Source organism: Mycobacterium sp. IDUB_19 (assembly GCF_055419445.1).
On record NZ_JBVAXR010000035.1, the window covers coordinates 21,437 to 42,479 of the forward strand.

Annotated in this window: 13 protein-coding genes and 2 pseudogenes; 11 read left to right on the forward strand and 4 right to left on the reverse strand. The window is 65.2% G+C overall.

Features of this window, described 5'->3' with window-relative positions; all coding sequences use genetic code 11:
- Positions 1–82 precede the first annotated feature (82 nt).
- The 6 genes and pseudogenes from ACZY0B_RS21940 to ACZY0B_RS21965 all read left to right on the forward strand — a co-directional run.
- Positions 83–433 (forward strand): annotated as a pseudogene (locus tag ACZY0B_RS21940) (hypothetical protein); the annotation flags it as partial.
- A 146-nt stretch (positions 434–579) separates the two neighbouring features.
- On the forward strand, positions 580–942 hold the full coding sequence (locus ACZY0B_RS21945; protein ID WP_463766353.1) for an enoyl-CoA hydratase/isomerase family protein: 363 nt from the start codon (positions 580–582) through the stop codon (positions 940–942).
- A gap of 198 nt (positions 943–1,140) precedes the next feature.
- A complete protein-coding gene (locus ACZY0B_RS21950; RefSeq protein ID WP_463766339.1) occupies positions 1,141–1,440 on the forward strand; it encodes a hypothetical protein in 300 nt (99 codons plus the stop codon).
- Positions 1,441–1,489: 49 nt separating this feature from the next.
- The gene (locus tag ACZY0B_RS21955) at positions 1,490–4,693 is read left to right on the forward strand and encodes a WXG100-like domain-containing protein (protein WP_463766340.1); all 3,204 of its coding nucleotides are present in this window, start codon (positions 1,490–1,492) and stop codon (positions 4,691–4,693) included.
- A 195-nt stretch (positions 4,694–4,888) separates the two neighbouring features.
- Positions 4,889–5,992, forward strand: coding sequence for a glycosyltransferase family 4 protein (locus tag ACZY0B_RS21960; protein ID WP_463766341.1), 1,104 nt, complete (start codon positions 4,889–4,891; stop codon positions 5,990–5,992).
- Positions 5,993–6,125: 133 nt separating this feature from the next.
- Positions 6,126–6,266, forward strand: coding sequence for a hypothetical protein (locus tag ACZY0B_RS21965; RefSeq protein WP_463766342.1), 141 nt, complete (start codon positions 6,126–6,128; stop codon positions 6,264–6,266).
- A 168-nt stretch (positions 6,267–6,434) separates the two neighbouring features.
- Here ACZY0B_RS21965 and ACZY0B_RS21970 read toward each other — a convergent pair.
- Positions 6,435–6,850, reverse strand: a pseudogene (locus ACZY0B_RS21970) (ATP-binding protein); the annotation flags it as partial.
- A gap of 10 nt (positions 6,851–6,860) precedes the next feature.
- Here ACZY0B_RS21970 and ACZY0B_RS21975 point away from each other — a divergent pair.
- Complete coding sequence (locus ACZY0B_RS21975; RefSeq protein WP_463766343.1) at positions 6,861–7,082, forward strand: hypothetical protein; 222 nt, start codon at positions 6,861–6,863, stop codon at positions 7,080–7,082.
- A gap of 1,128 nt (positions 7,083–8,210) precedes the next feature.
- On the opposite strand, the gene ACZY0B_RS21980 is transcribed toward ACZY0B_RS21975, so the two are convergent.
- Both ACZY0B_RS21980 and eccE read right to left on the reverse strand, forming a co-directional pair.
- Positions 8,211–9,017, reverse strand: a complete 807-nt coding sequence (locus ACZY0B_RS21980) for a DUF5336 domain-containing protein (protein ID WP_463766344.1) — start codon at positions 9,015–9,017, stop codon at positions 8,211–8,213.
- 54 nt (positions 9,018–9,071) lie between these two features.
- Positions 9,072–10,694 (reverse strand): type VII secretion protein EccE, encoded by a 1,623-nt coding sequence (gene eccE, locus ACZY0B_RS21985; protein WP_463766354.1) that lies wholly within the window; start codon positions 10,692–10,694, stop codon positions 9,072–9,074.
- Between the two features lie 200 nt (positions 10,695–10,894).
- Here eccE and eccB point away from each other — a divergent pair, with 200 nt between their 5' ends.
- Positions 10,895–12,403 (forward strand): type VII secretion protein EccB, encoded by a 1,509-nt coding sequence (gene eccB / locus ACZY0B_RS21990; RefSeq protein ID WP_463766345.1) that lies wholly within the window; start codon positions 10,895–10,897, stop codon positions 12,401–12,403.
- Positions 12,404–12,410: 7 nt separating this feature from the next.
- On the opposite strand, the gene eccD (ACZY0B_RS21995) is transcribed toward eccB, so the two are convergent.
- Complete coding sequence (gene eccD, locus ACZY0B_RS21995) at positions 12,411–13,868, reverse strand: type VII secretion integral membrane protein EccD (RefSeq protein WP_463766346.1); 1,458 nt, start codon at positions 13,866–13,868, stop codon at positions 12,411–12,413.
- 134 nt (positions 13,869–14,002) lie between these two features.
- Here eccD (ACZY0B_RS21995) and eccCa point away from each other — a divergent pair, with 134 nt between their 5' ends.
- From eccCa to mycP, 3 genes are read left to right on the forward strand one after another with little or no spacing between them, the layout of a single operon-like run.
- Positions 14,003–18,043 (forward strand): type VII secretion protein EccCa, encoded by a 4,041-nt coding sequence (gene eccCa / locus ACZY0B_RS22000; RefSeq protein WP_463766347.1) that lies wholly within the window; start codon positions 14,003–14,005, stop codon positions 18,041–18,043.
- Complete coding sequence (eccD, locus tag ACZY0B_RS22005) at positions 18,040–19,518, forward strand: type VII secretion integral membrane protein EccD (RefSeq protein ID WP_463766348.1); 1,479 nt, start codon at positions 18,040–18,042, stop codon at positions 19,516–19,518. Before eccCa ends, eccD (ACZY0B_RS22005) begins: the two co-directional genes overlap by 4 nt.
- Positions 19,515–20,939 carry a type VII secretion-associated serine protease mycosin gene (gene mycP / locus ACZY0B_RS22010; protein ID WP_463766349.1) on the forward strand — a complete coding sequence of 475 codons (1,425 nt, stop codon included), beginning with the start codon at positions 19,515–19,517 and terminating at the stop codon, positions 20,937–20,939. Before eccD (ACZY0B_RS22005) ends, mycP begins: the two co-directional genes overlap by 4 nt.
- Positions 20,940–21,043: the final 104 nt, after the last annotated feature.

Below are 21,043 nucleotides of genomic sequence, written 5' to 3' on the forward strand. Positions count from 1 at the left end.
CCACGGGCGCGGCGAGCGCGAAAGGGCCCACGACGCTGTCAACGGAGCCAGGAATGGCGTTGGGCGATCGGATGGAGTTCCGATGCCCACCGTTAAATGGATGGAAAGCCTGAGGCCCATGACTTTCTGGCAGCCGGCGACTACCTGGATCTGCTCGCGGAGCCGCATGTGGTGAAGGAGTTGACCGACCGGCTGCAGGCCGGGGTCGTCGTGCACAGGAAGGCCAAGAACATTCTCCGGGCGGCGCAGCTGCGCCTGCTTTCCGAGGACAACCCACACGCGGCCACGGACCCTGGCCAAGATCAAGAAGCGCCAGCCGCTGTCACCGATCCTGCTGGTCCGTGGCGATTTCTCGGCCGGTGTGCCGCTGCAGATCGCCGACGGTTACCACCGCGTCTGCGCGAGCTACCCCACCGACGAGAACACCGACATCCGGTGGTTCTGGTATCTGCCGGCAGCAGGGGCGGAAGTGATTGAGATTCAGGCCGCGGGCGCGGTCGCAGTGCTGACTTTCACGTCGGGGCCGTCAACGCCATCGACGTCGAATTCGCCAACGAGCTGACCCAGGCGATCGGTGAGCTGCGGCGGTCGGGGGCTGGCCCGCTCGTGGTGACCGGCGCGGGGCGGGCGTTCAGCGCGGGGGTTGACCTCAAGCGCGTGGTGGAGGTCGGGTCGGAGTACACCGATCGGCTGGTCCGGGCCCTGTCCGCCATGTTCCAGGCGTTATTCGGCTATCCGGGGCCCACTGTCGCCGCGGTCAATGGCGCCGCCATCGCGAGTGGATGCGTGCTGGCGTGCGCCTGCGATCGTCGGCTGCTGAGCCCGTCCGTCCCTTCAAATATCGGAAACTCCCAAGAAACCTGGGATCGTTCAATGACACGGTTCTTTCACAATGCGTTTACACCGTTTGCTGCAGCCGATTTGATACAGAATGTATCATGAGTCAGAGGCCACGCGTGGCCTTTCCGATGTTCTCCGCCATTGTTGCCGGTTTCGGCGGTTCCTGGAGGCTGTAGGGGCATCTGGGCTGGGTGTGCGTGGTTGAAGCCGCACCGCAGTGGGTTCGTCTGTGCTGTATTCCGGTGGTTTATGCGACCACGGTGGTGACGAACCCGGCCTCGCTATTTTTGAGGAGATGAGTTGAGGGCTGAGCAATTTGGTGTGGAGCCGGATGAGCTGCGCCGGGTGTCGGCGCGTGTGGGTGAGCTGGGTTCTCGTGCCAGCGGGGCGATGTCGGCGGCGCAGACTCAGATTGCCGCGAAGGGCCCCTGTTGGGGTGAGGGTGTGCTGGGTGGTCAGTTCGCTGATGGTCCGAATGGTTTCGTGAGTCAATTGGCGCGGGTGGCGGCTTCGGTGCACGCCAAAGCCACGCTGCTGAACTATTACGCGAGCCAGCTGAAATACACCGCAGACGTTTCCCAGCGGTCCGACCAGCTCTAATTCTTCGCCATCCCAACGATCGGGTCGCACCTGACTACGGGCTCCTGTCATGGATATTGAGTTTCCGCCGGGGCTGGGGTTTTTGCGGGATTTGTGTCCGCAGTGGCCCGATCCGCCGGCCAGCGAAACCGGGATGCGCGAGATTGCCGAAATCTTGCGCAGCGCGTCGGGGCAGTTACGGGATCTGATCTCAGAGCTGGCGGGGGTGTCAACACTAACGGCAGCGGTGTTGACCGGGGACACCGCCGACGCGTTCACGCACCAGTTCGCCATGTTGCTCAACGGTCAGTACTCGCTGCACAACGATGTGGACGCGATCGAGGCGCTGGCCGGTCTTGCCGACAATCTGGGCACCGAGATCCAGTACTTCAAGCTAATGGCCATTTCCACGCTGGTCATCGCCGCGGCCACGATTGCCTGGGCGTTATTAAACGCCGACTCGAGCCTGGGCGCCTCGCTCGCCCAGATCCCGATCGCCGAATTGCTGGCCATGAGCACGATTCGCGAGCTGGTCGAGATGGTGTTAGAGCGGATCGGGGCCGCGCTAGCGGCCAGGCTGTCCAGGACGGCGGTGGCGCGGCTGCTGGTCGAAGGCGGGGTCGGCGCGGCGATCGGGGCGGGTCAAGAATTGGCGGTGCAGGGCTTCCAAGTCGCCGAGGGGTGGCGCCACGGGATCAACCCGGGCGAAGTGGGAAAAACCGCGTTGACCATGGGGGTGTCCGGCATGGCCGCCGGCGTGGTCGGCCACGACCTGAGTGAGCTGCTCGGGGAAGACGGAACTCTGCTGCTCCGCATCCTCAAAGGCGCGGTGATCGGCTCGGCGTCAGGCATGGCGGCCAACGCGGCAGGCAACTTGGTCGGCGGCAATGATGTGGGCGCCAACACGCTTTTGGGTGCAGCGATGGGTTTTGCTGGCGGGTTTGCCCCCGGGCACGCCGAGGCCGCCGCATCAGCTTTCGACACCGAGACGAGCCAGAGCGCGGTACCCGCCAACGCTATCGACACCCACCCGACTCTTCATTTTGAAAAACAACCCGACGGCACCTTCGCCTGGCCCGGTGAAACCGCCAATAATGCTGGTCCACAAGCTCGCACCGCCTCGGCGCCTGCCCCCACCGCCGAGCCAGCCGTCGCTGCAGGTGAGCTCGGCGCCGGCGCGCCGTCGCATACCTCGGCCGGTGTTGCGGACCCGGGCGCGCGGTCGGTGGAGACGACCACCCATACACCGCCCGCCGCGGCCGACTCCGCGCACCTGCCCGCCACTAGCCTCACTGCGGGGCTCGAGCCGCCGCCTGCCGCGCACGCCTCGGTTGGCGCACACCCCCCGGAGGACACCCTCGATCCATCGATCACCTCGCCAGCGACCGACACCGGGTCCGTCACCGCCACCTCCAGCCCCGCGGTCGCCCCTCCGGCCCTCCCATCGAATGCTGCAAGCCCGCCGACGCCCACCGCACCGACAGCCGCGGGCCCGCCCTCGCCGACCCCACCTGCCTCGCCAGCGGGCTACGGCCCAAACGCCGGGCCGTCAAGCCCAACGCCGGATACCCACGCCGGACCTGCGGATATCTCGCCGGCTGGCACGTCCAGCGCCGAGCCGGCCGGCGCGCCGGCTGTGGGTCGTTTCGACACCACCACCGCCGTACACACCGAGCCGGGCACCCGCGACACCCCCGCCGAACAGGCCGCGCACGCAGCCAGTGTGGACCCTGCGGCGCAAGCCGAACGGGCCGAGGTTGGCAGTCAGCCAGTGGGTCGTCAGGACAGCGCAGCGACCGGTCGACAGCAGCAGCCGGCTCATCGGCTCACCCAACGCCACGACCCCGGCACCCGCCCAGGCGGGCGGTCCGGCACGCTGCACCGCAGCGGCCGTGCCCGCGACCCCGACGACCCGGCGCCCGCCGTCGCCACCCGCGAGCCAGACCCACTGGCCGCTTACGAGCCAATCGGCGCCATCAAAGCCCACCACGACGACAGCGGCCCAGGCCCGAAGTCGGAATCGCACCCGGGCGGCCGCGACGGTACCGACGGGCCCAACAACCCGGACCTCGGCACAGCCGGCGGCGGGGCAGGCGATCATCGCGGCGGTGACAGTCGCCATCGTGGTGGGGCCGGCGGAGCTGCTGGCGATGGTGGAGCGCGGTCGTGTGAAGGCGGTGGCGATGACTTCGCACGGGCGCAGCGGGCGTATCGCGCCGAGGATCCGACCGTCCGCCAGGCCGATCCCAACTACGCCGATCCCCTTGTGCGGTGGCGGGTGGTGCGACTGCCGGGGCAGCCTGGACTCGAAGTTCTCTGGGAGAGCGCGAACTACGAGTTCGAAGGCGCGCTGGACGACGCTGCGCGTGGCGCGATCGAGGCGGTCGGCGCCCGCGCGTTCAACAAACGCGACGGCCTGGTCGGTGGGGAGCATCCGCGCGTTGTCATCGTCAACTGGGAGGGGTCGGATCATGACGCGGCGTTGACCGCAGCGCTGGATCAGTTCCCTGAGTTCGCCGTCGCGCTCACGCAGCGGGGCGCACAAATTCAGTACCTGGCCGGCCGAGTCGACCTGCACGACAAGATCCAGCTGTCCGAGATCGATTCGCCAGAAGTCCGGTCCGACACGATCGAATCGGGTTGGTGGCAAGGAACCGAGGTGACGTACTGGCAGGATACAGAAGGGTACTGGTGCTCGGTGCCGCGCGATGTCCCGGTCGACCGAATCCCGCCCGCACGCACAGGATCCCACCTGACCGCGAGCCACCGGCTGCGCGAGGAGTATCACAGCGAAAACGATCCGGATCTTTCGGACTTCGTCCGGGTGCACTATCTGTCTGCGGCCGAACTCGAGGCGACACGCGTGTTCGTCAAGCCCGATGGCCGGCTCTACCGCGCGGCCGACGGCACACCGTTCCACGCCCCCGATTGGGCGATGTTCGTGATGGATCGCGGCGGCAATCTCTACGCCGCCACCAGCGAAATCTCCGGCCGCCTGCACCATTCGTCGTTCTTCGCCGGTGCGCCTGTCGCCGCCGCCGGAGAGATCAAAGCGGTATACGGTCGCTTGCTCGCCATGCACGACCAGAATGGTCACTACTGGGCGACCGCAAACGCCAATGACCTCGGTTTGCAACTGCTCTGCGAGGGCGGCTTGGTCCTGGCGGACGGATTCCTTCGGTACGACCATCACACTGCGGTCCGGAAATCGACGCTGACCGACTCGAATGAACAGGGACCGGGACAGGATCTGCGGGCGAAATCACGGCCGTAGCGCTCGACACTGTCGGCGGCGGGGCGGGTGCTTATCGCGGCGGCGGCCATCTCGGCGGGGTGGCCGGCGACGGCGGCAACATCCCGGACTCTGGCACGGCCGGTCCCGATGACTTGGCGCGGACGCGGCGGGACTATCCCGCCCAGCATTCACGCGTCCGCAAGGCGGATGCGGTGTCGGGGCTGCCCAGCATCGATGAAATCCAAGGGAAACAGGCCCGGGCCACCTCGGCAGCGGATTTTGGTGTTCTGCGACAGATGGGCTCGGAACAACGGCATGGAAACGTTGAACATGGCGTTGTGTCACGGGTTGGCGGAGGCCGGCCACGAGGTCTACGTCCGGGTGAGACGGGAGGCGGAGGCAGAGGTGCCGCCCGGCGTGGCAGTGATCGGCCCACAGTACGGCAAACCCGTGACATCACGTTACCTAGACTTAGCCGCTTTCTTGGCGGATTTGCCGGAGTCGGTGGATTTGGTCATCGGGCATGGCCACGACGGAGGCCTGGCCGCCGTGCACGCCGCCGAGCACGGCTATCCCGACGCCAAATGCATCCACCTGATCCATCTGTTGCCCATGGCGTTTCACAGCCTTGCGCGCGACCCGCAATACGGTCGGGCCAAGCTGGCTGCCGACATCTACATAGCCCGCCATGCGCATTTGGTGTCGGGCGTGGGACCGGTGCTGGCCGCCGAGGCACTGGTGTCCTCGTCGATGGCCGGGCGCGCATCGATCCACGAGTTGCGGCCCAGTCTGACAATGGCCGAGCAGCCACCGCTGCCCTCGCCGGACGCGGCGGAGCGGGTGTTGCTATTCGGCCGAACGGACGACCCATTGAAGGGCGCCGAGGAGACGGCTCGAATCGTGTCGGAACGGCGCAACCGCGGCCACGACACACGGCTGGTGACGCTTGGTGGCGACCCCCGGACGCTGCGGCAATCGCGCGACAACCTGGCCGCCCTGGTCGGTGAGCCAGATGCGGTCGAGGTGCTGCCGCGGACCTCGAATCCCGAAGAGTTGCAGGCGATTATCCGTTCGGCCACGGTGGTCATCATGCCCTCCCGGGTCGAGCCATTCGGCCTGGTCGCGATCGAGGCAATCGAACAAGGCGTGCCGGTGATGATGTCATCGAGCAGCGGAGCCGGCCGGTTCCTCGCCAGTCTGTCCGAGTATCGTGAGGCGGCCGAGCGGTTCAACCTCGTCGAGCAGCATTTCGGCGCACCACCATCGGTTGACATCTGGACCGACCGGCTCGACGCGATTCTGGGTGACCTGCCCGCGGCGTGGGCCAACGCCCTGTAACTGCAACAGCGACTTGCATCATTCACCTCGGAAAGCAGCGCGCAGCACTTGGTCGATCCCGTGCGAAACGCCCGACCCGACCGCCCCTGCAGGGCCCCCCGCACGCGCATGCGTCAAGGTGCTCGGCTGGGAGGTGGTGGTTTATCCCTACGACGACGAAGCGGGTGACCACGACCTCATCCTGGCGGTCGCCGACGCCATGGAGACCGATCTCAAGGTTAAGGCAGCCATCGCAAGCAACGCTCCCGTCAACTTCGGGCCCGTCCGTCGGTAGGGCAGGCAACCATAGCGGCCGCGGCGGCGCGGACAGCCATCGCGGTGGCGGCAGTGGTTTCCGGATCGCCGAAATTGCAGGGTAAGTCTGAACAGATCGCCGCCACCTCCGATGCTGAACTCTATCGGGTGCAGGCTATCATCGTCGGGCCTGAAGGCGGCCACACGCGCGGTGCAGTTGGCGCATATGGTCTTTCGTGGCTGTCGGCGAGCCGTGCGCCGCGTAGACGTTTGGAATTGCTTGTCGGCGCGTTCGGTATGCAGGCTGGGGTGACGCGCATAGCAATGTGCCCTACGGCGTTGTCCAGGAATGCTTTTTCGATCCCGACCGGTCCCACGATGAGCACGTCGTAGGCATCGGCGTGAAACCGCAGCGAGATTAGCTCGGCCCGCTGTTTGCGGGCGAAGTTGACCGAGGCGGTGTCGGCCCAGCCCTGTTGCTGCATCTGCGGGTTCAGGTGGGCGGCTTTGGCGCGGCGTTGCGCGGATTGGCGCTTGCCGCGGGTGACCTCGTCGGCCGGCAGCATTTCCAAACTCGTGGTGCGGTAGCCGATTTGATCGCGCCTGCGCGAGTCGTCCGGGCAGGGTGTCGCGGTTGGCTGACGCTCATGAGTTCCTGCGCACGCCGAAATCGCTGCTGGCGCGCACGAATCGCGATGCCGCCGGTCGCGGTTTGGGGATCAGCGGCAACTGCTCGCCCACACCACGGGCGAGCATGGGCTCGATCAGCCCGACGGCGATGAACTCGGCGTCTAGGGATGCGGCGGCAGGCGTCATCGACTGCATCTGGGTCGTGGCGGCGCGCCAGCCCGAGTAGTCGATAGGCCTGTCGCATCTTGGTCCACGGCAGCGGATGCGCTAGCACCGGCGTGGGATAGGCACCCGCATTGGTGCCGTGAGCGAACGCCTTGCGCTGCAGGGTATTCAGAACGCATACATACGCAGACGCTTCAGCAGATCAGCGGGGTCGGTGTGGCGAGGGCCCGGCGCCACGAGGGGGTGGACTTTGATGGCCAACTGTGGTTCCCAAGCCACGACCCGCTCGAGTGTGTAACAGCACTCCGACAAACCGGTGCCTGGATCGTTGGTTGTCGGATCCGACTTGGCCTAGTGTGTGCCCTGCGAATCGTGGTGATCGAATACCTCGACGGGACCGATCCTTTGGGCGACCATGACGTCATGAATCTGGAGGTCGATACCGGCTTGTTGGGGCTCCCGGCAGCTGGTCTGTCAGCTTTGCATGAGTGCGTGCCGTCTGTCTTCGATGATCTGCAGTCCGAGCTGGCGAGCCGCGGGACATCGTGGGAGCACGCCAAGAAGTGCCGCAATGAACTCCCGATCCATTGCCGACGGCCCAGCAGCGTCACCGCCTCGCACACTCACCTCACGCCAGCGCCGAGCCGCCCGGCGCCCACGCTCGGTGGGATCGCTTCGCGGTTCGTAATCGACTAGCGGACGGTCTATTCGGCCAACCACGCGGTGATCGGCAACGACTCCTTCCCCGCTGAAATCTGATCATCGGTTCGGCGCCGCTGGTTTTGGTTGGTTTGTGTTTTCGGTGTGTGGTGTGGATGACGGTGGTGTTGTGGTTGCTGGGGTGATGGTAGTGGAGATGGGTTAGTGGCTGACCAGTTCAAGTTGGAGGCCGATGAGTTGGGCAGGGCTTCGAAGGGCCGACGCTGAGGCTGGTGCGTGGGTTGCCGGATATCGGTGAGCGATTCGTTAGCCCGACGTGGATCCCGTCACCCCAGACTTACCCGGGCTTCGGCACTGCCGCCGTCAAACCTAGTATTCCTGGGAGCCCAGGAAACGGTTAGGCGATCGGAATCGAGTTGGAACGCTTGCCTATCTCGGCCGCTATGGCGGTAGTTGACTAATATGGGAGCCTCCGGGGGTCATGACGATGCCGTGCCGCATCCGCGGAGGTGCTTCACGATGACGGCGATTAGCCGGCCGACCCCGTCGCAGGGTCGATTCCCGGTCGGAAGCCTGAGGCCGGGCCGCTGGAGCGTAAGCCAGTGCCGGTCGCGGATTGGACGGCTTGCATACGTCGGCCTGAGTCCGGCGACGACGCAACCGGTTTCGGTCCGGTTTGCTGAGCGCCCAGGTATTCCGCGTACAGCGCGGAGCGCTCCGCCGCGGACTGCTGCGCCTGCGCGGGAACCGCTGCTTCGACCGACGCCGTTCCTTGCGCCTGAACCGGCTGCTGCTGGAGCTGTTGATCGTTCGCCGCGTAGTACTGCTGGGCGAATTGAGCGTAGTAGGCATACGCGTCGTATGGGGCAACCCCGGGATCGACGGTGTTGGGCACTGTCGGCCGGGACAGCAGGGCCGCAATCGCTGTCAGGGCTTGCAGCGCGTTGACGATGACGATGACGATCATGCCCCAGCTGGGATGCTGGTCGCCAATGATCAACTGCCGCAGCGCCTCGAGGAATCCCGGCATCGCGAGGGCCATCAGCAATTTGGTGCGAGGGCTCTGCCCGGGAAGTAGACCCAGCGCCGCGACGACCGCGGCCAACGTGCTGAACCGCACGCCCCATCCCGTGTCGCCTGGGTGCGCCGGCGCAGCGCAGCTGACGACATACGTTGCCACGCCGAGCACCAGAACTGCCCAGACCATGTGATTTCCCGACGACGTGCGCTGGTTGGCGGCGCCGGTGAACTGCGACCGATTCCCGCCGTATGCAGGCGCTGATTGCATCCCATAGTGATCCTCGCCCCCATGGGGGCCGCCATAAAGGTAGGTCATGATCGCTCTTCCTATCTGCGCTGCTTCGGATGCGCGTAATTTTCGACAGGTACATCACCAATGGCGTCGGCGTTCTGCACCCAACGATGGACTGATGAACCTCAACTCTTCGTCGGTCGCCACCATCCTCACCACCGTCGACCCCGCGCGCATGCTCACCTTGACGGTGTCGGTGGCGGTGTCGAGGACTTCCAGCGCCACATCGAAAGTCGCCGACGGCGCGGTGTCTGGCGGCTGCAGCACCATCGTGGTGACCCCAGCGCGCACCGACTGCACCGCGAGCCCGTCGAACATCTCCACGGAATAGTTGCGCTCCGAGCCGGCTTGGATGGATCCACGCCCGAAGTCGGCCACCCACAACAGACCCCGATCGCCGACCCGTTCGACCATGTCCCGCCACGCCGCGGGCTGGTTGGTGTGAACTCGGACGCGCGCGCCCAGCGCCAGCGAACGTAGCAGTACCTGTTGTGCCAGGTGCAGCCCGCCGCAGATCTCCACCTGCCGGATCTGAGGACCGAATAACGGCAGCGCCACCGCACGCCCGTGTGGATCTGCCCCGATCACCTGCCCGCAACCCGACGCGGGTAAAGCGAGGTTCTTCAAACCCGTCTCGCCCGTGCCGCACATCCACCGACCCACGGGCCTTTTGGGCTGCGAAACCGGCAAGGTGGAAACCAAGGCCGAGAACTGTTGGCCGGGAAGGTCTTCCAAACCCTGCAGGAAAATCTGGCTGCGCCCATGGGAATGGAAGCGAGCCAAACCACGGACCTTCACCAGATCACGCTTCTCATCCCGCCGTAACGAGACGCACAGCGTCGTCGAGAAGCTTGGAATGGTCCACAGGAGACCGACTCCCGCCGTGGTGAGCATGGCGGACGAGATGAGGAAGCTTCGCATGTGAAAGTGTCTTTGTTTGCACGTCAGCCACGTCTCATCAACATCGCGCAAATTCACGCCATCGGACAACTGGCTGGTGGCTTGGACGATTTCACTTGACGTCATGACCCGGGGCCGAATCCCGGCCTCGATCAATCGATTGGCCACCCGCTGCGTGGCTGTGGTCGCCGTTCGGAGGACCCCCTCGCGTCCTCCGCCACGGCGCCGCACAGCGGCAGCGCAAAGAGACGGATCAAACCTCAACGCGATCCATACACTGCGCCGGGCGATCGCTGGAAGTGGACCGAGGACGGCATCGTAGACCGCGGCGATCGGACTGTGACCATGCGAGCGGGCCCCTTGACTGATCACGTCGATCGAATCCAGCGCGATATCGAACTGGCGCAAACAACTGGCCATCAGCTGAATCGACAACATCTCCCCGGACACCGTCATACCGGGTTCCAACACGGTCATGGCTTGGGGATTTTCGTCGATCTTCAGAAGCGATAGGAGCGCCTTTCCGTCCCATCGGAAGCCGATCTTGGACCCATCGCTCATCTCTGCATCAAAAGGTTCAGCAATCGGTACGGTGCCCAATCTACCTCGGCGTTCCCAAATAAAGCGCAATCGCAATACGGCCCACTGCGGCAACGTCATTCCACGAAATCGCAACAAAAATGAAATCGCAATCGCCAAACCGAACGCGGCTCCGTGCCAGGCCCGGAATTTGACGGGCCCGTCCGCGACGATCCCCCCCACCACGAACGCTTGCAGCATTAGGAGGTCGGCCAGTGGCATCGATCGCTGCGGGAGGATCCCGACGCTGTCGAGAAGCTGATCGGACGCGGCCGGCTTGTCAGCCAGCGCGCGCGTAGGACCACCGAGCACGGTATGGCCACCTTGATTTTGGCGAGCAGGACATCATGGATTTTTCTATGTGCACCAGTACTGCGATACACTGAGTATCATAGCAGCTGTCGGCGAATGATGAGGCGTCAATGCCAGCGCAAGTGACCACACGTGCCCAGGTGAACGGGTACCGGTTCCTGATCCGGCGACTTGAGCATGCGCTGATTCGGGCGGATTCGCGGATGATTCATGACCCGATGCGTGGTCAGATGCGGTCGTTACTGGTCGGTCTGGTGGTTGGCGTGCTCATCGTCGGCGCCGCCGGTGTGCTGGCGTTCTTCAAACCCACCCCCAACCTCGGCGATGCGCAGATACTGCTGAGCAAGTCAAATGGTGCGCTGTTCGTTCGAATAGGGGATAGGGTCCATCCGGTCGTGAACCTGGCCTCGGCTCGTTTGATTGTCGGAAAGGGCGAGGCGCCTAAAGAAGTCGATGACAAATTCCTCGATCAACTGGCCCTGGGCCCCATGGTTGGGATTATTGGCGCACCGACCAGTATCCGCGCCGGCGGCGATCCCGGCAGGTCATCGTGGACGGTCTGTGACACCACGCGAGCGCCGACGGTGACAGAGTCGTCGGGGGCGACGGGTGTCGAGACGACTGTGCTGGCCGACGATCCAGATCTCGGCGACGACATCCGGCCGGCCGGTCCCGCGGAGGTGATCCTGACTAGGTCCGGCGGCACCGCCTTTTTGGTTTACCAGGGTGTGCGCGCCCCAATTGATGTCACCAATCCGGTCCTGATGAGCGCCCTGCACCTCACCGGCAACAACATGCGCGATATTTCGCCGGGGCTGCTCAACTCGATCCCGCTGGTGAATCCGATAGTGCCGGTGAGCATCCCGAGTATGGGGGAGAACACCGGCTACCTGGGTTCGGAGTATCCGGTGGGTTCGATTCTGAAAATGGCGGACTCACGCGGCCAACACCTGTACGTCGTCCTGCGAGAGGGTTTGCAGCCGATCTCGGAGACCACTGCAGACATCATCCGGTACAGCGGCCGTGCCCCGGTCGCCGTCCAAGGCTGGCGCGACGTGCCACCGGCGCTGATCAGTGCGGCGCCAGTTGCGCACAGTCTGCAGGTCGATCACTATCCGGCTGCCTCTCCGCGGATCGCCGAAGTCGAGCCAGACCCTGTGGTGTGCTTGGCGTGGCAGCGCGCCGATACCGCGACCCGGGCCACCACCCGGCTGCTGCTGGGCAACCGGCTGCCGCTGCCGCGCCAAGCACAGCCGGTGCGGCTGGCCACCGCCGACCGTAGTGGCCCGGGGTTGGACAGCGTCTACCTCAGGCCCGGCACCGGTGAGTTCATCCAAGCCACCGGCGTTCGGCCGGACAGCCGGGCTCTCGGCCCACTGTTCTACGTCTCCGATGTCGGCATGCGCTTCGAGATCAAAGATCTACCGTCGGCGGCGGCGTTGGGGGTTACCGGAGTGAAGGACCACGACGCGCAGAACCCGACACCGCGGCTCGCCCCATGGCCGCTCATCTGGCTTCTACCGCCCGGACCGGAATTGTCTGCAGAAGCGGCGTTGATCGCCCATGACGGAACGCCGCCAGACCCGAACGGACAGGTGGTGCAGCTCCCGAAGAGCTGAGCTTTCGCTACAGGCGCAACTCGCGAAAGAAGGCGTACAGCCGGGTGATCCAAAGGCACAACGGAATCAGCAGTGTGATCGCCAAGTATTCGAGGATCTCGAGTTGACGTTTCATCACCGGTGAGAACTCCAGCCGCGGTGCGATCACACCGCAGGCGACGACGAGCCCAATCACGACGACGAGGGCCAGCATGGCGTTAACTTGCCAACCGTCGAGATGGGCCGCCGTCTTGGCAATGAGTGCAAGCCCGGTCAGCAAACCGCCACCGATCAACGTGGCCGACTGAACCACATCGTAGTGACTGCGGCCGCGCAAGCACAGAACACATGCTACCGCCACCGCGAAAGCCGTTCCCTGCCAGAAGAACCCATTACTCACATCGATCGCCAGGTAGCTGCCGACCACGCTGGTGACTGTGGCTGCGGCAACGATTCCGGTCAGATATTGATTGGACGGCCCGATGCGCTCAATCATGCCCTGTTCGGTCGGGATCACTTGCTTGCCAACCGCGTTCACGCCCTCCACGGTGGTTCCGCCCTGTGTTTCGATGTCGTCGAGTGGCTCCCCGGCAGTCGGGACGGGGGGGACCGGTAGCTTCGACAGCAGAATCGTCACCCGGGGCGCAAGGTAGACCACGACGACCGACGCGGTGGCCAGTATCGCACCGGCCGTCCGTGCCGGCGGTGCCCATAGCAACACCGAGACCGTGGCGCCGACGCCCAAAACAGAAAGTCCGATAACAGCGGTGTGAAACGAGCGGCCGCGGCCTGACGTCAGGAGGACAACCAGGGCAACAAACCCGATCATCCCGAACGCGACCGGCAGCGCAGTGGCTGCGGACGCGCCCGGAACGATATGCAGTGCTCCCGCGAAGAGCAGTGGAACCGCGACGGCACTTAGCCACGGCGACGCGGCGGCGTTCGCCGAACCATGCCCAGCGATGCAGGCTGCGATGGCGCCGACCGCCCCGGTGACCAGCACCGCGGCGACCACCGGCAGTGCCGGGGATTGACGAACGAGCAGCAGCGCCGCCGCGACCGAGGCAATCAGAGCCACCGTGAAAGAGCCGATCATCGGCGCGTCGGGCACCAACGCGCGTTGCTGGCCGTTGAGGGGCTCCTGGTTGTCAACATCGAGATCATCGAATAGCTTTGGGGCGCAGGCTATTCCGGCCTCGTGGATCACCAGCACCTCGCCGTCACAGACGTTGAACTCGGCCAGAGACCGCTCCGTGTCGAAGGGTTGTGCCCCGAGGCGGGCCAACGTCCATTTGCCTTCGGTGGTGTCGAACTCGGCATCGGGTGACTCGCGTTGGGCGGACAACTGTGCGTTGGCGAGCCTGATCACGTCGTCGGCCAACGCCGCGACACCCATGTCGTCGGGAAGCCCGACGTCGAGCCGCAGTTGGCCGACCACCACCGTGACGCGGCTGAGTTCGGGCTCCTGGTCCGCCTCGGCATTCACGTCCGGCAGCGATAGCGCAGTGTCAGGCAGCGGCAGCGTAATAGCGCAACCCCTTACAGTGTCTTTCCCGGCGACGGTGTGAGGTTACCACCGGTGGCACACAATGATACACTGCGTATCAGATGGGAGGTGCGATGGCGACCCAAGGGTTTGTGCGTCGCCTACGGGTAGCGCCGCCACGCATGCCCGGCGGTGAGGTCAACCTGCAGGCCCCGCCTGATGTCCCGCGGGTTATTCCCGGCAAGCTCCTGATGAAGCTGATGCCATTCGTGATGATCGTCGCGGTGGTTGGGATGCTGGCTTTGATGGTCACGGTGGGCGGACGTGATCTGACCCGAAACCCGATGTTCCTTATGTATCCCATGATGATGGTCATGGCGATGGTCGGCATGTTGACCGGTGGCGCAGGCGGGCGTTCCGGGAAGGCCGCGGCCGAACTCAACGAGGAACGCAAAGACTACTTCAGCTATCTTGCGGGTCTTCGCGACGAGGCGGACCAGACGGCCGATGAGCAACGTGCTGTGTTGGAGTGGAGTCACCCCGACCCGCGCGCGCTGGCCGATTTGGCGGGGACCCGCCGGATGTGGGAACGCCGTCCTTCCGATCAAGACTTCTGCCACGTTCGCGTGGGGATCGGCACCCACCGGTTGGCGACCCGGTTTTTGGCCCCTGAGACGGGGCCGCCCGAAGACCTCGAACCCGTTTCCGCGGTCGCCCTGCGCCGGTTCGTCAAGGCCCGTTCGGTAGTGCATGCGCTGCCGACCGCGGTGTCGCTGCGTGCCTTTCCGAGCGTTACATTTGAAGGCGACGGCAAGCTGTCCCGTCAGTTGGTTCGGTCGATGTTGTTGGAACTGTGCACATTCCACGGACCTGACCACATCCAGGTCGCAGTCGTGACGGTCAACCCCGACGGTCAGAACTGGAGCTGGGTCAAGTGGCTTCCGCATGCGCAGCACCCGACGCTGCGCGACGGGATGGGGCCAATGAGGCTGTTGTTCCCGTCGCTCGAGCTGCTGGAGCAAGCGTTTTCCGACGATCTGGCAGAGCGCGGCCGGTTCAGCCGCACAGCCGAGCCGACGCAAGGGCGGCGACAGTTGGTGGTGGTGATCGACGACGGATACGTCAGCGGCGACGAACGCCTGGTAACCGATGTCGGCCTGGACAGCGTCACGGTGCTCGACCTGACCGGCCCCCCGGACGGTCAGGGTGCGAGCCGGACACTGCAACTGATGGTCGAGCCCGGCAACGTGGGAGCGCGCACCAGGGCGGGTGTGGAAAGGTTTGCGACCCCAGATCAGCTGGGTCTGGCGGAGGCTGAGGCCACCGCTCGCCGCCTCAGCCGTTACCGCCTGGCGAACGCGGCGCACATCGTCAGCATGGAGTTGGACTCGCGCGCCACCGACCCCGGCCTGATGGCCTTGCTCAAGATCCCTGACGCCGCCGAAGTCGTCGCCGAGGAGGTGTGGCGGCAACGTTCACCACGGCAACGACTGCGGGTGCCCATCGGGTTCACCCCGAACGGACAGCCGCTCGAGCTGGATATCAAAGAGTCGGCCGAGGGGGGAATGGGCCCCCATGGGTTGTGCATCGGCGCCACCGGCTCGGGTAAATCCGAATTCCTGCGCACCCTGGTACTGGCAATGGTCACCTCGCATTCGCCCGAGGCGTTGAACCTGGTACTGGTCGACTTCAAGGGGGGCGCGACCTTTCTGGGGTTGGAGGGGGTGCCACACATCGCAGCGATCATCACCAACCTCGAAGATGAACTGATCCTGGTCGACCGGATGCGCGATGCGCTCGCCGGGGAGATAAATCGGCGCCAGGAATTGCTGCGCTCGGCCGGGTTTCCCAATGTCCTCGAGTACGAAGGTGCTCGTGCCAACGGCGCTGAGCTCGATCCGCTGCCCGCGCTGTTCATCATCGTCGATGAGTTCTCCGAATTACTTTCTCAGAAACCAGATTTCGCGGAACTATTCGTCATGATCGGTCGGCTCGGCCGATCACTCCACATCCATTTGCTCCTCGCTTCGCAGCGCCTGGAACAGGGCAAGCTGCGCGGATTGGACTCGCATCTGTCCTACCGGATCGGGCTCAAGACCTTCTCCGCCGGCGAGTCGCGAAGCGTGCTCGGTGTGCCCGACGCCTACCATCTGCCCAGCATCCCGGGTTCGGCGTTTCTCAAATGCGATGCCGACGAGCCCGTCCGGTTCAACACCTGCTACGTGTCAGGTGAGTACGTCAAGCCGGGAGTTTCGCAACGTAACGGGCGCACCTCGCCGTCCGGCTCGCTGGCGACGAAGCTGTTCACCGCAACGCCGGTAAAAAAGGATTCGCCCCCACCCGAACAACTGGCCCAAGCGGACACACCCAGCGCCGAACCCCGGCCCGAGACGCGGACACGCCCGACCAAGACCACACTGCTCGATGTCGTCGTGAGCCGACTGCGAGATCACGGACTCCCGGCCCACGAGGTGTGGCTGCCGCCGCTGGACCGAAGCCCCGCCGTCAACGAATTGTTGCCCGATTCATCATGGAGCGATCCACGAAACGTCAACGGGCGCTTGCTGATGCCGCTGGGTTTGGTGGACCGGCCCTACGATCAGCGCCGGGACCTTCTCTTGATCGACCTGTCGGGTGCCCTGGGAAACGTCGCGGTCGTCGGCGGACCGCAATCGGGTAAATCGACAACGCTGCGCACCATGATCGTATCGGGCGCAGCCACCCACACCCCCGAACAGATCCAGTTCTACTGTCTTGACTTCGGCGGCGGCACCTTGGGCAGCCTGGCGAGCCTGCCGCACGTAGGCGGGGTCGCCGGCCGGATGGATGCCGACCGTATTCGACGCACCATCGCCGAAGTGTCCGGGCTCCTGCGTGAGCGGGAACAGCGGTTCCGTGACCTTGGCATCGACTCGATGCGCGACTTCCGGCTGCGCAAAACCCAACTCGCGGCTCTGCCGCCCGAAGCCGCCGCGCAGGATCCGTTGAGTCAGGACAAATTTGGCGACGTCGTCCTCGTGGTGGACGGCTGGGCGACGATCAAAAGTGACTTCGACTACCTCGAACCAATGTTGCAGTCGCTGGCGATCCAGGGCTTGTCCTACGGGATCCACGTGGCGATTTCGGCGACCCGGTGGATGGAGATCCGCCCGGCCGTCAAGGACATGCTGGGTACCCGCATCGAGTTACGGATGGGTGACCCCATCGACAGCGAAGTAGGCCGCAAGTTCGCCGAGCTGGTCCCGGTCGGCCGGCCGGGTCGCGGTATGAGCGCCGAGCGCCTGCACATGCTGGTCGCGTTGCCGAGGCTCGACTCCAGCTCTGCCACCGACGATCTCGCTGCCGGTGTGGCGAATTCGGTGGAAGCTGTTGGTGCCTATTACGGTGAACGGTCCGCTCCCCAGGTGCGGATGCTGCCGCACCACGTCGACCGCAACACAGTGGTGGAGGCGGCCCGACAAGCCGGGCTGCTCGGCACGTCGCAGATCGCCATCGGAATCGACGAGGCCGAGCTCGCCCCAGTCGTACTGCGCTTCGACACCCAGCCGCATCTTGTCGTGTTCGGCGACAGTGAATGCGGCAAGACGGGGCTGTTGCGCAACATCGGACAAGGGATCATGGAAAACGCGACGCCCACCGAATGCAAGATCATCCTGGTCGATTTCCAGCGCTCCATGCTTGGCATGTTTGACGGAGATTACATCGGCGGATACGCCACTGCGACCCAATCCTGCTCCGATCTGATGACGGCACTGGCGGAGTCGCTGAAGGAGCGCCTGCCCCCCAGCGACATCACCCCGCAACAGCTCAAGGAACGCTCGTGGTGGAGCGGACCGGAGGTGTATGTGCTCATCGACGATTACGATCTGATCGGGGGTGGTTCCCTTAATCACCCGCTGAGCCCGCTGGTCGAATACCTTCCGCTGGCCCGCGACATCGGGCTGCGGACCGTAATCACCCGGCGTATCGGTGGAGCCGGTCGGGCGATGATGGACCCAATCATCGGCAGGTTAAAGGACCTGTCGTGTAACGGTCTGGTGATGAGCGGTTCGAAGGAGGAGGGCGGCCTCTTCGGAGGATACAAGCCGACCGAGATGCCGCCGGGAAGAGGAATGCTGGTATCACGCACCGTGAAAAGCGGTGTAATCCAGCTGTCCTGGATGCCCGACCCGTGACCGGTATCCGCGAAGTCAACCACGCGTCGGCGATATCCGGCGCGCCCGAGCATGTCCGGGTGTCGGTGGTCGGCGGCCGCACCCAGCTGGATGTGGCGTTGCCGCTGGATGTTCCGGTAGCAAGTCTGGTGCCAGAACTGGTAAAGCTGGTGCGCTCGCGTGACGCCGAGGAACCCGCGGACACGCCGTGGGCGGCAGCGCGCGACACGTTCTGGGTACTCAGCCGGCTCGATCCGGTCGTCGCGCTGCAAGCGGAGGAGACCCTGCGCGCCGCCGGTGTGGTCGACGGTGAGTTGCTTCAGCTGATGGACGGGCGGGCGCCCGCGGCGCCGACCCTGTATGACGACGTGGTGGATGCCGCGGCGCGGCTGAATAAGGCGGCGTACGCCGGCTGGAATGCCGCGGCCGCTCGGTGGATGTCGTTCGCGGGGATCGGTGTCGCCTCGCTGATTTGGGTGTACTTCCTTGTTCTGGGACCGAAGCGCGCGATCATCACGGGGTTGGCGGCCGTTCTCGTCGTGGCGATGGTCGGTGGCGCGACCCTGGCCCACCGTTCGTATGGACAACCCGATGTCGGGGCCGCCGTCGGCTGGTGTGCTATCCCAATCGGTGCCGCGCTTGTGTGGGCGTTGGTGCGAGGGTTCGCCGATTACGGCGTAGCCGTTGGGTGCGCGGTGCTGTTGGTGCTGAATGCCTGCTGTTATTGGGCGATTGGGGTCGGGCGTTGGGGATACCTCGCCAGCGGCGTCTTCTTCGCGGCGAGTGGGTTGGCGGTGCTCGGCTGCGCGCTGGGGGTGTGTCCGCAGAGGATGGGTGTGGTCTTGGCGGTGGTGGCCACGCTCGCCTGCCTTACGGTTTCAACGCTGACGGACAGGCTGGCACGGGTAGAACCATCCACTGACAAGCCCGGCACCGTCGCGGAGGCGGCGATGTGCCAGACCACGCCCACGCCGCCGCCGACCGGTTCCGGTGGCACGGCTCCCTCGTCTGCGGCGATGCCGACGGCAGAAGCGGTGTGGGCACGGGTGCGCTTGGCGGCGGCTACCGGATCTGCGCTGTATGCCGGTCTGGCGGGCAGTGTGGTGTGCGGTGTTGCGGTGGCACTGCCCGCCGGGCGGGAGATACGTTGGGCCGAGCTGGTTTTCGCCGGAGTGTGTGCGGCCGCGTTGGGTGTGCATGCGCGGGTACCGGGTACCGTGCTGGAACGCGCATCGCTTGGTGTGCCCGCGGTGGTACTGGTGATTGTGGGGTGCGTGAGCGCCCAGGGAGGTACCACCGTGATGGCATGGGTGGGTTTGGGTACGCTGCTGGCCGTTGCCGCGGTGACTTCGGCGGCCAGGTTGAAGGCGGCCGGTAGCAACCGTACGCAGCGCTGGGCAATCGCGTGGGCCTATCTGCATTACGCGGCGTACGCGGCGCTGATCCCGGTGGGGCTGTGGGTTGTTGGGGTCTACGCACAGCTGGGGACCCGGTGAGCCGGAGCATTCGGCGATCGGGCGCACTGTTGGCGGCTGCGCTGTGGACGGCGGCGCTCGCGGCGCCGCCCGTCTCGGCGGTGCCACCGCCGGTTGTGCCGCCCGGACCGCCGCCGACGGGTCCGGTCGCTGCGCCCGACCCGACGGAACGAAAGTCCGAGTGCGGGGCCGGTGGGGTCTTGCCCCAGACAGATTTCCGGCTGCAGCCGAGCGCCGAGGCCCAGCTCGACTTCGCCAGCGCTTGGCGGTTTTCCCGCGGTGCCGGGCAGAAGGTGGCGGTCATCGACACAGGAGTCAACAGGCATCCGCGACTGCTCGCCCTGGAGGGCGGCGGTGACTACGTGTCGTCGACCGACGGTCTAGAGGATTGCGACACGCACGGCACCCTGGTAGCGGGGATCATCGCGGCCGCTCCCAGTCCCGACGATGCGTTTGCCGGGGTGGCGCCGGAGGCGACGATCCTGTCTATCCGCCAGAACAGCGGTGTGTACGCGGTCAAGGGTTCCGCCGCCGTTCAGAACGATCCCAACGCGGTCTCGCCTGGTTATGGCAACATCCACACCCTGGCCCTGGCCGTTGCCCGGGCCGTCGACCTGGGCGCGACAGTAATTAACCTCTCGGAGGTGGCGTGCGCGCCGGTGGGCGCGGGTTTGAACGACGCCGAACTGGGCCTGGCGCTGCGCTACGCCTTCGAGCGCAACGTGGTGGTGGTGGCCGCCGCCGGAAACGTCAAACAGCAGTCAATCTGCGGCACCCAGAACACGGTTGGTGACCCCAACCTGCCGATACGGCGGCAATGGGACTCCGTTCAAACGATCGCCAGCCCGGCGTGGTTTTCTGACTATGTGCTCACCGTCGCTGCGTTGACGCCGTCAGGTGCTCCGGCCGAGTTCAGCCTTCGAGGTCCCTGGGTCGGCGTCGCGGCTCCCGGGGAGCAGATCGTGTCGTTGGATCCCAGCGGTCCGGGACTGATCAATGCCTGGCAAGACCAGCGCGGCTTGGTGCCAATCAACGGCACGAGCTTTGCCGCGCCATTCGTCGCGGGTGTGGTGGCACTGGTGCGCTCACGCTTCCCCGCACTGGGTGCCGGCCAGGTCATGGAACTCATCAAACGCACGGCCCACACCGGGGGAGCAGGCCCTAACACCGCGAGCGGGTACGGCGTCATCGATCCGGTAGCGGCGCTGACCTACCAACTGCCACCGTTGGCGAACATGCCGAATCCCGATGTCGGCCGACCCATACCGAATCCGCCGCGGCCAGACCGCAATAACCGAGCACGCAATATGGTGCTCGCGGTCACGGGTGCATGCGTAGGGCTGTCAATGATCGTGCTAGCGGTGTTGGCGCCCAACCGAATTCGGAAAGCGAAGTCGCAGAGCGGCGAGGTTGATGCCGACAGCGCTGACAGGCAACGGTAGCTCCAAACGCCCAGTCGCCAGTCGCAGTTGCCTTGGTCGAGATTTTTGGTTTCGTTTGTCGCAGAGCGGGTTTCAATACCTGAACGTCGGCGGCTTCGGTGGCT

What these genes read in the sequence shown, in the direction of transcription:
- ACZY0B_RS21955 (WP_463766340.1), top strand. Translation starts at nt 1,490, where the DNA reads ATGGATATTGAGTTTCCGCCGGGGCTGGGGTTTTTGCGGGATTTGTGT.
- ACZY0B_RS21960 (WP_463766341.1), top strand. Translation starts at nt 4,889, where the DNA reads ATGAAATCCAAGGGAAACAGGCCCGGGCCACCTCGGCAGCGGATTTTG.
- ACZY0B_RS21980 (WP_463766344.1), bottom strand. Translation starts at nt 9,017, where the DNA reads ATGACCTACCTTTATGGCGGCCCCCATGGGGGCGAGGATCACTATGGG.
- eccE (WP_463766354.1), bottom strand. Translation starts at nt 10,694, where the DNA reads ATGCCACTGGCCGACCTCCTAATGCTGCAAGCGTTCGTGGTGGGGGGG.
- eccB (WP_463766345.1), top strand. Translation starts at nt 10,895, where the DNA reads ATGCCAGCGCAAGTGACCACACGTGCCCAGGTGAACGGGTACCGGTTC.
- eccCa (WP_463766347.1), top strand. Translation starts at nt 14,003, where the DNA reads ATGGCGACCCAAGGGTTTGTGCGTCGCCTACGGGTAGCGCCGCCACGC.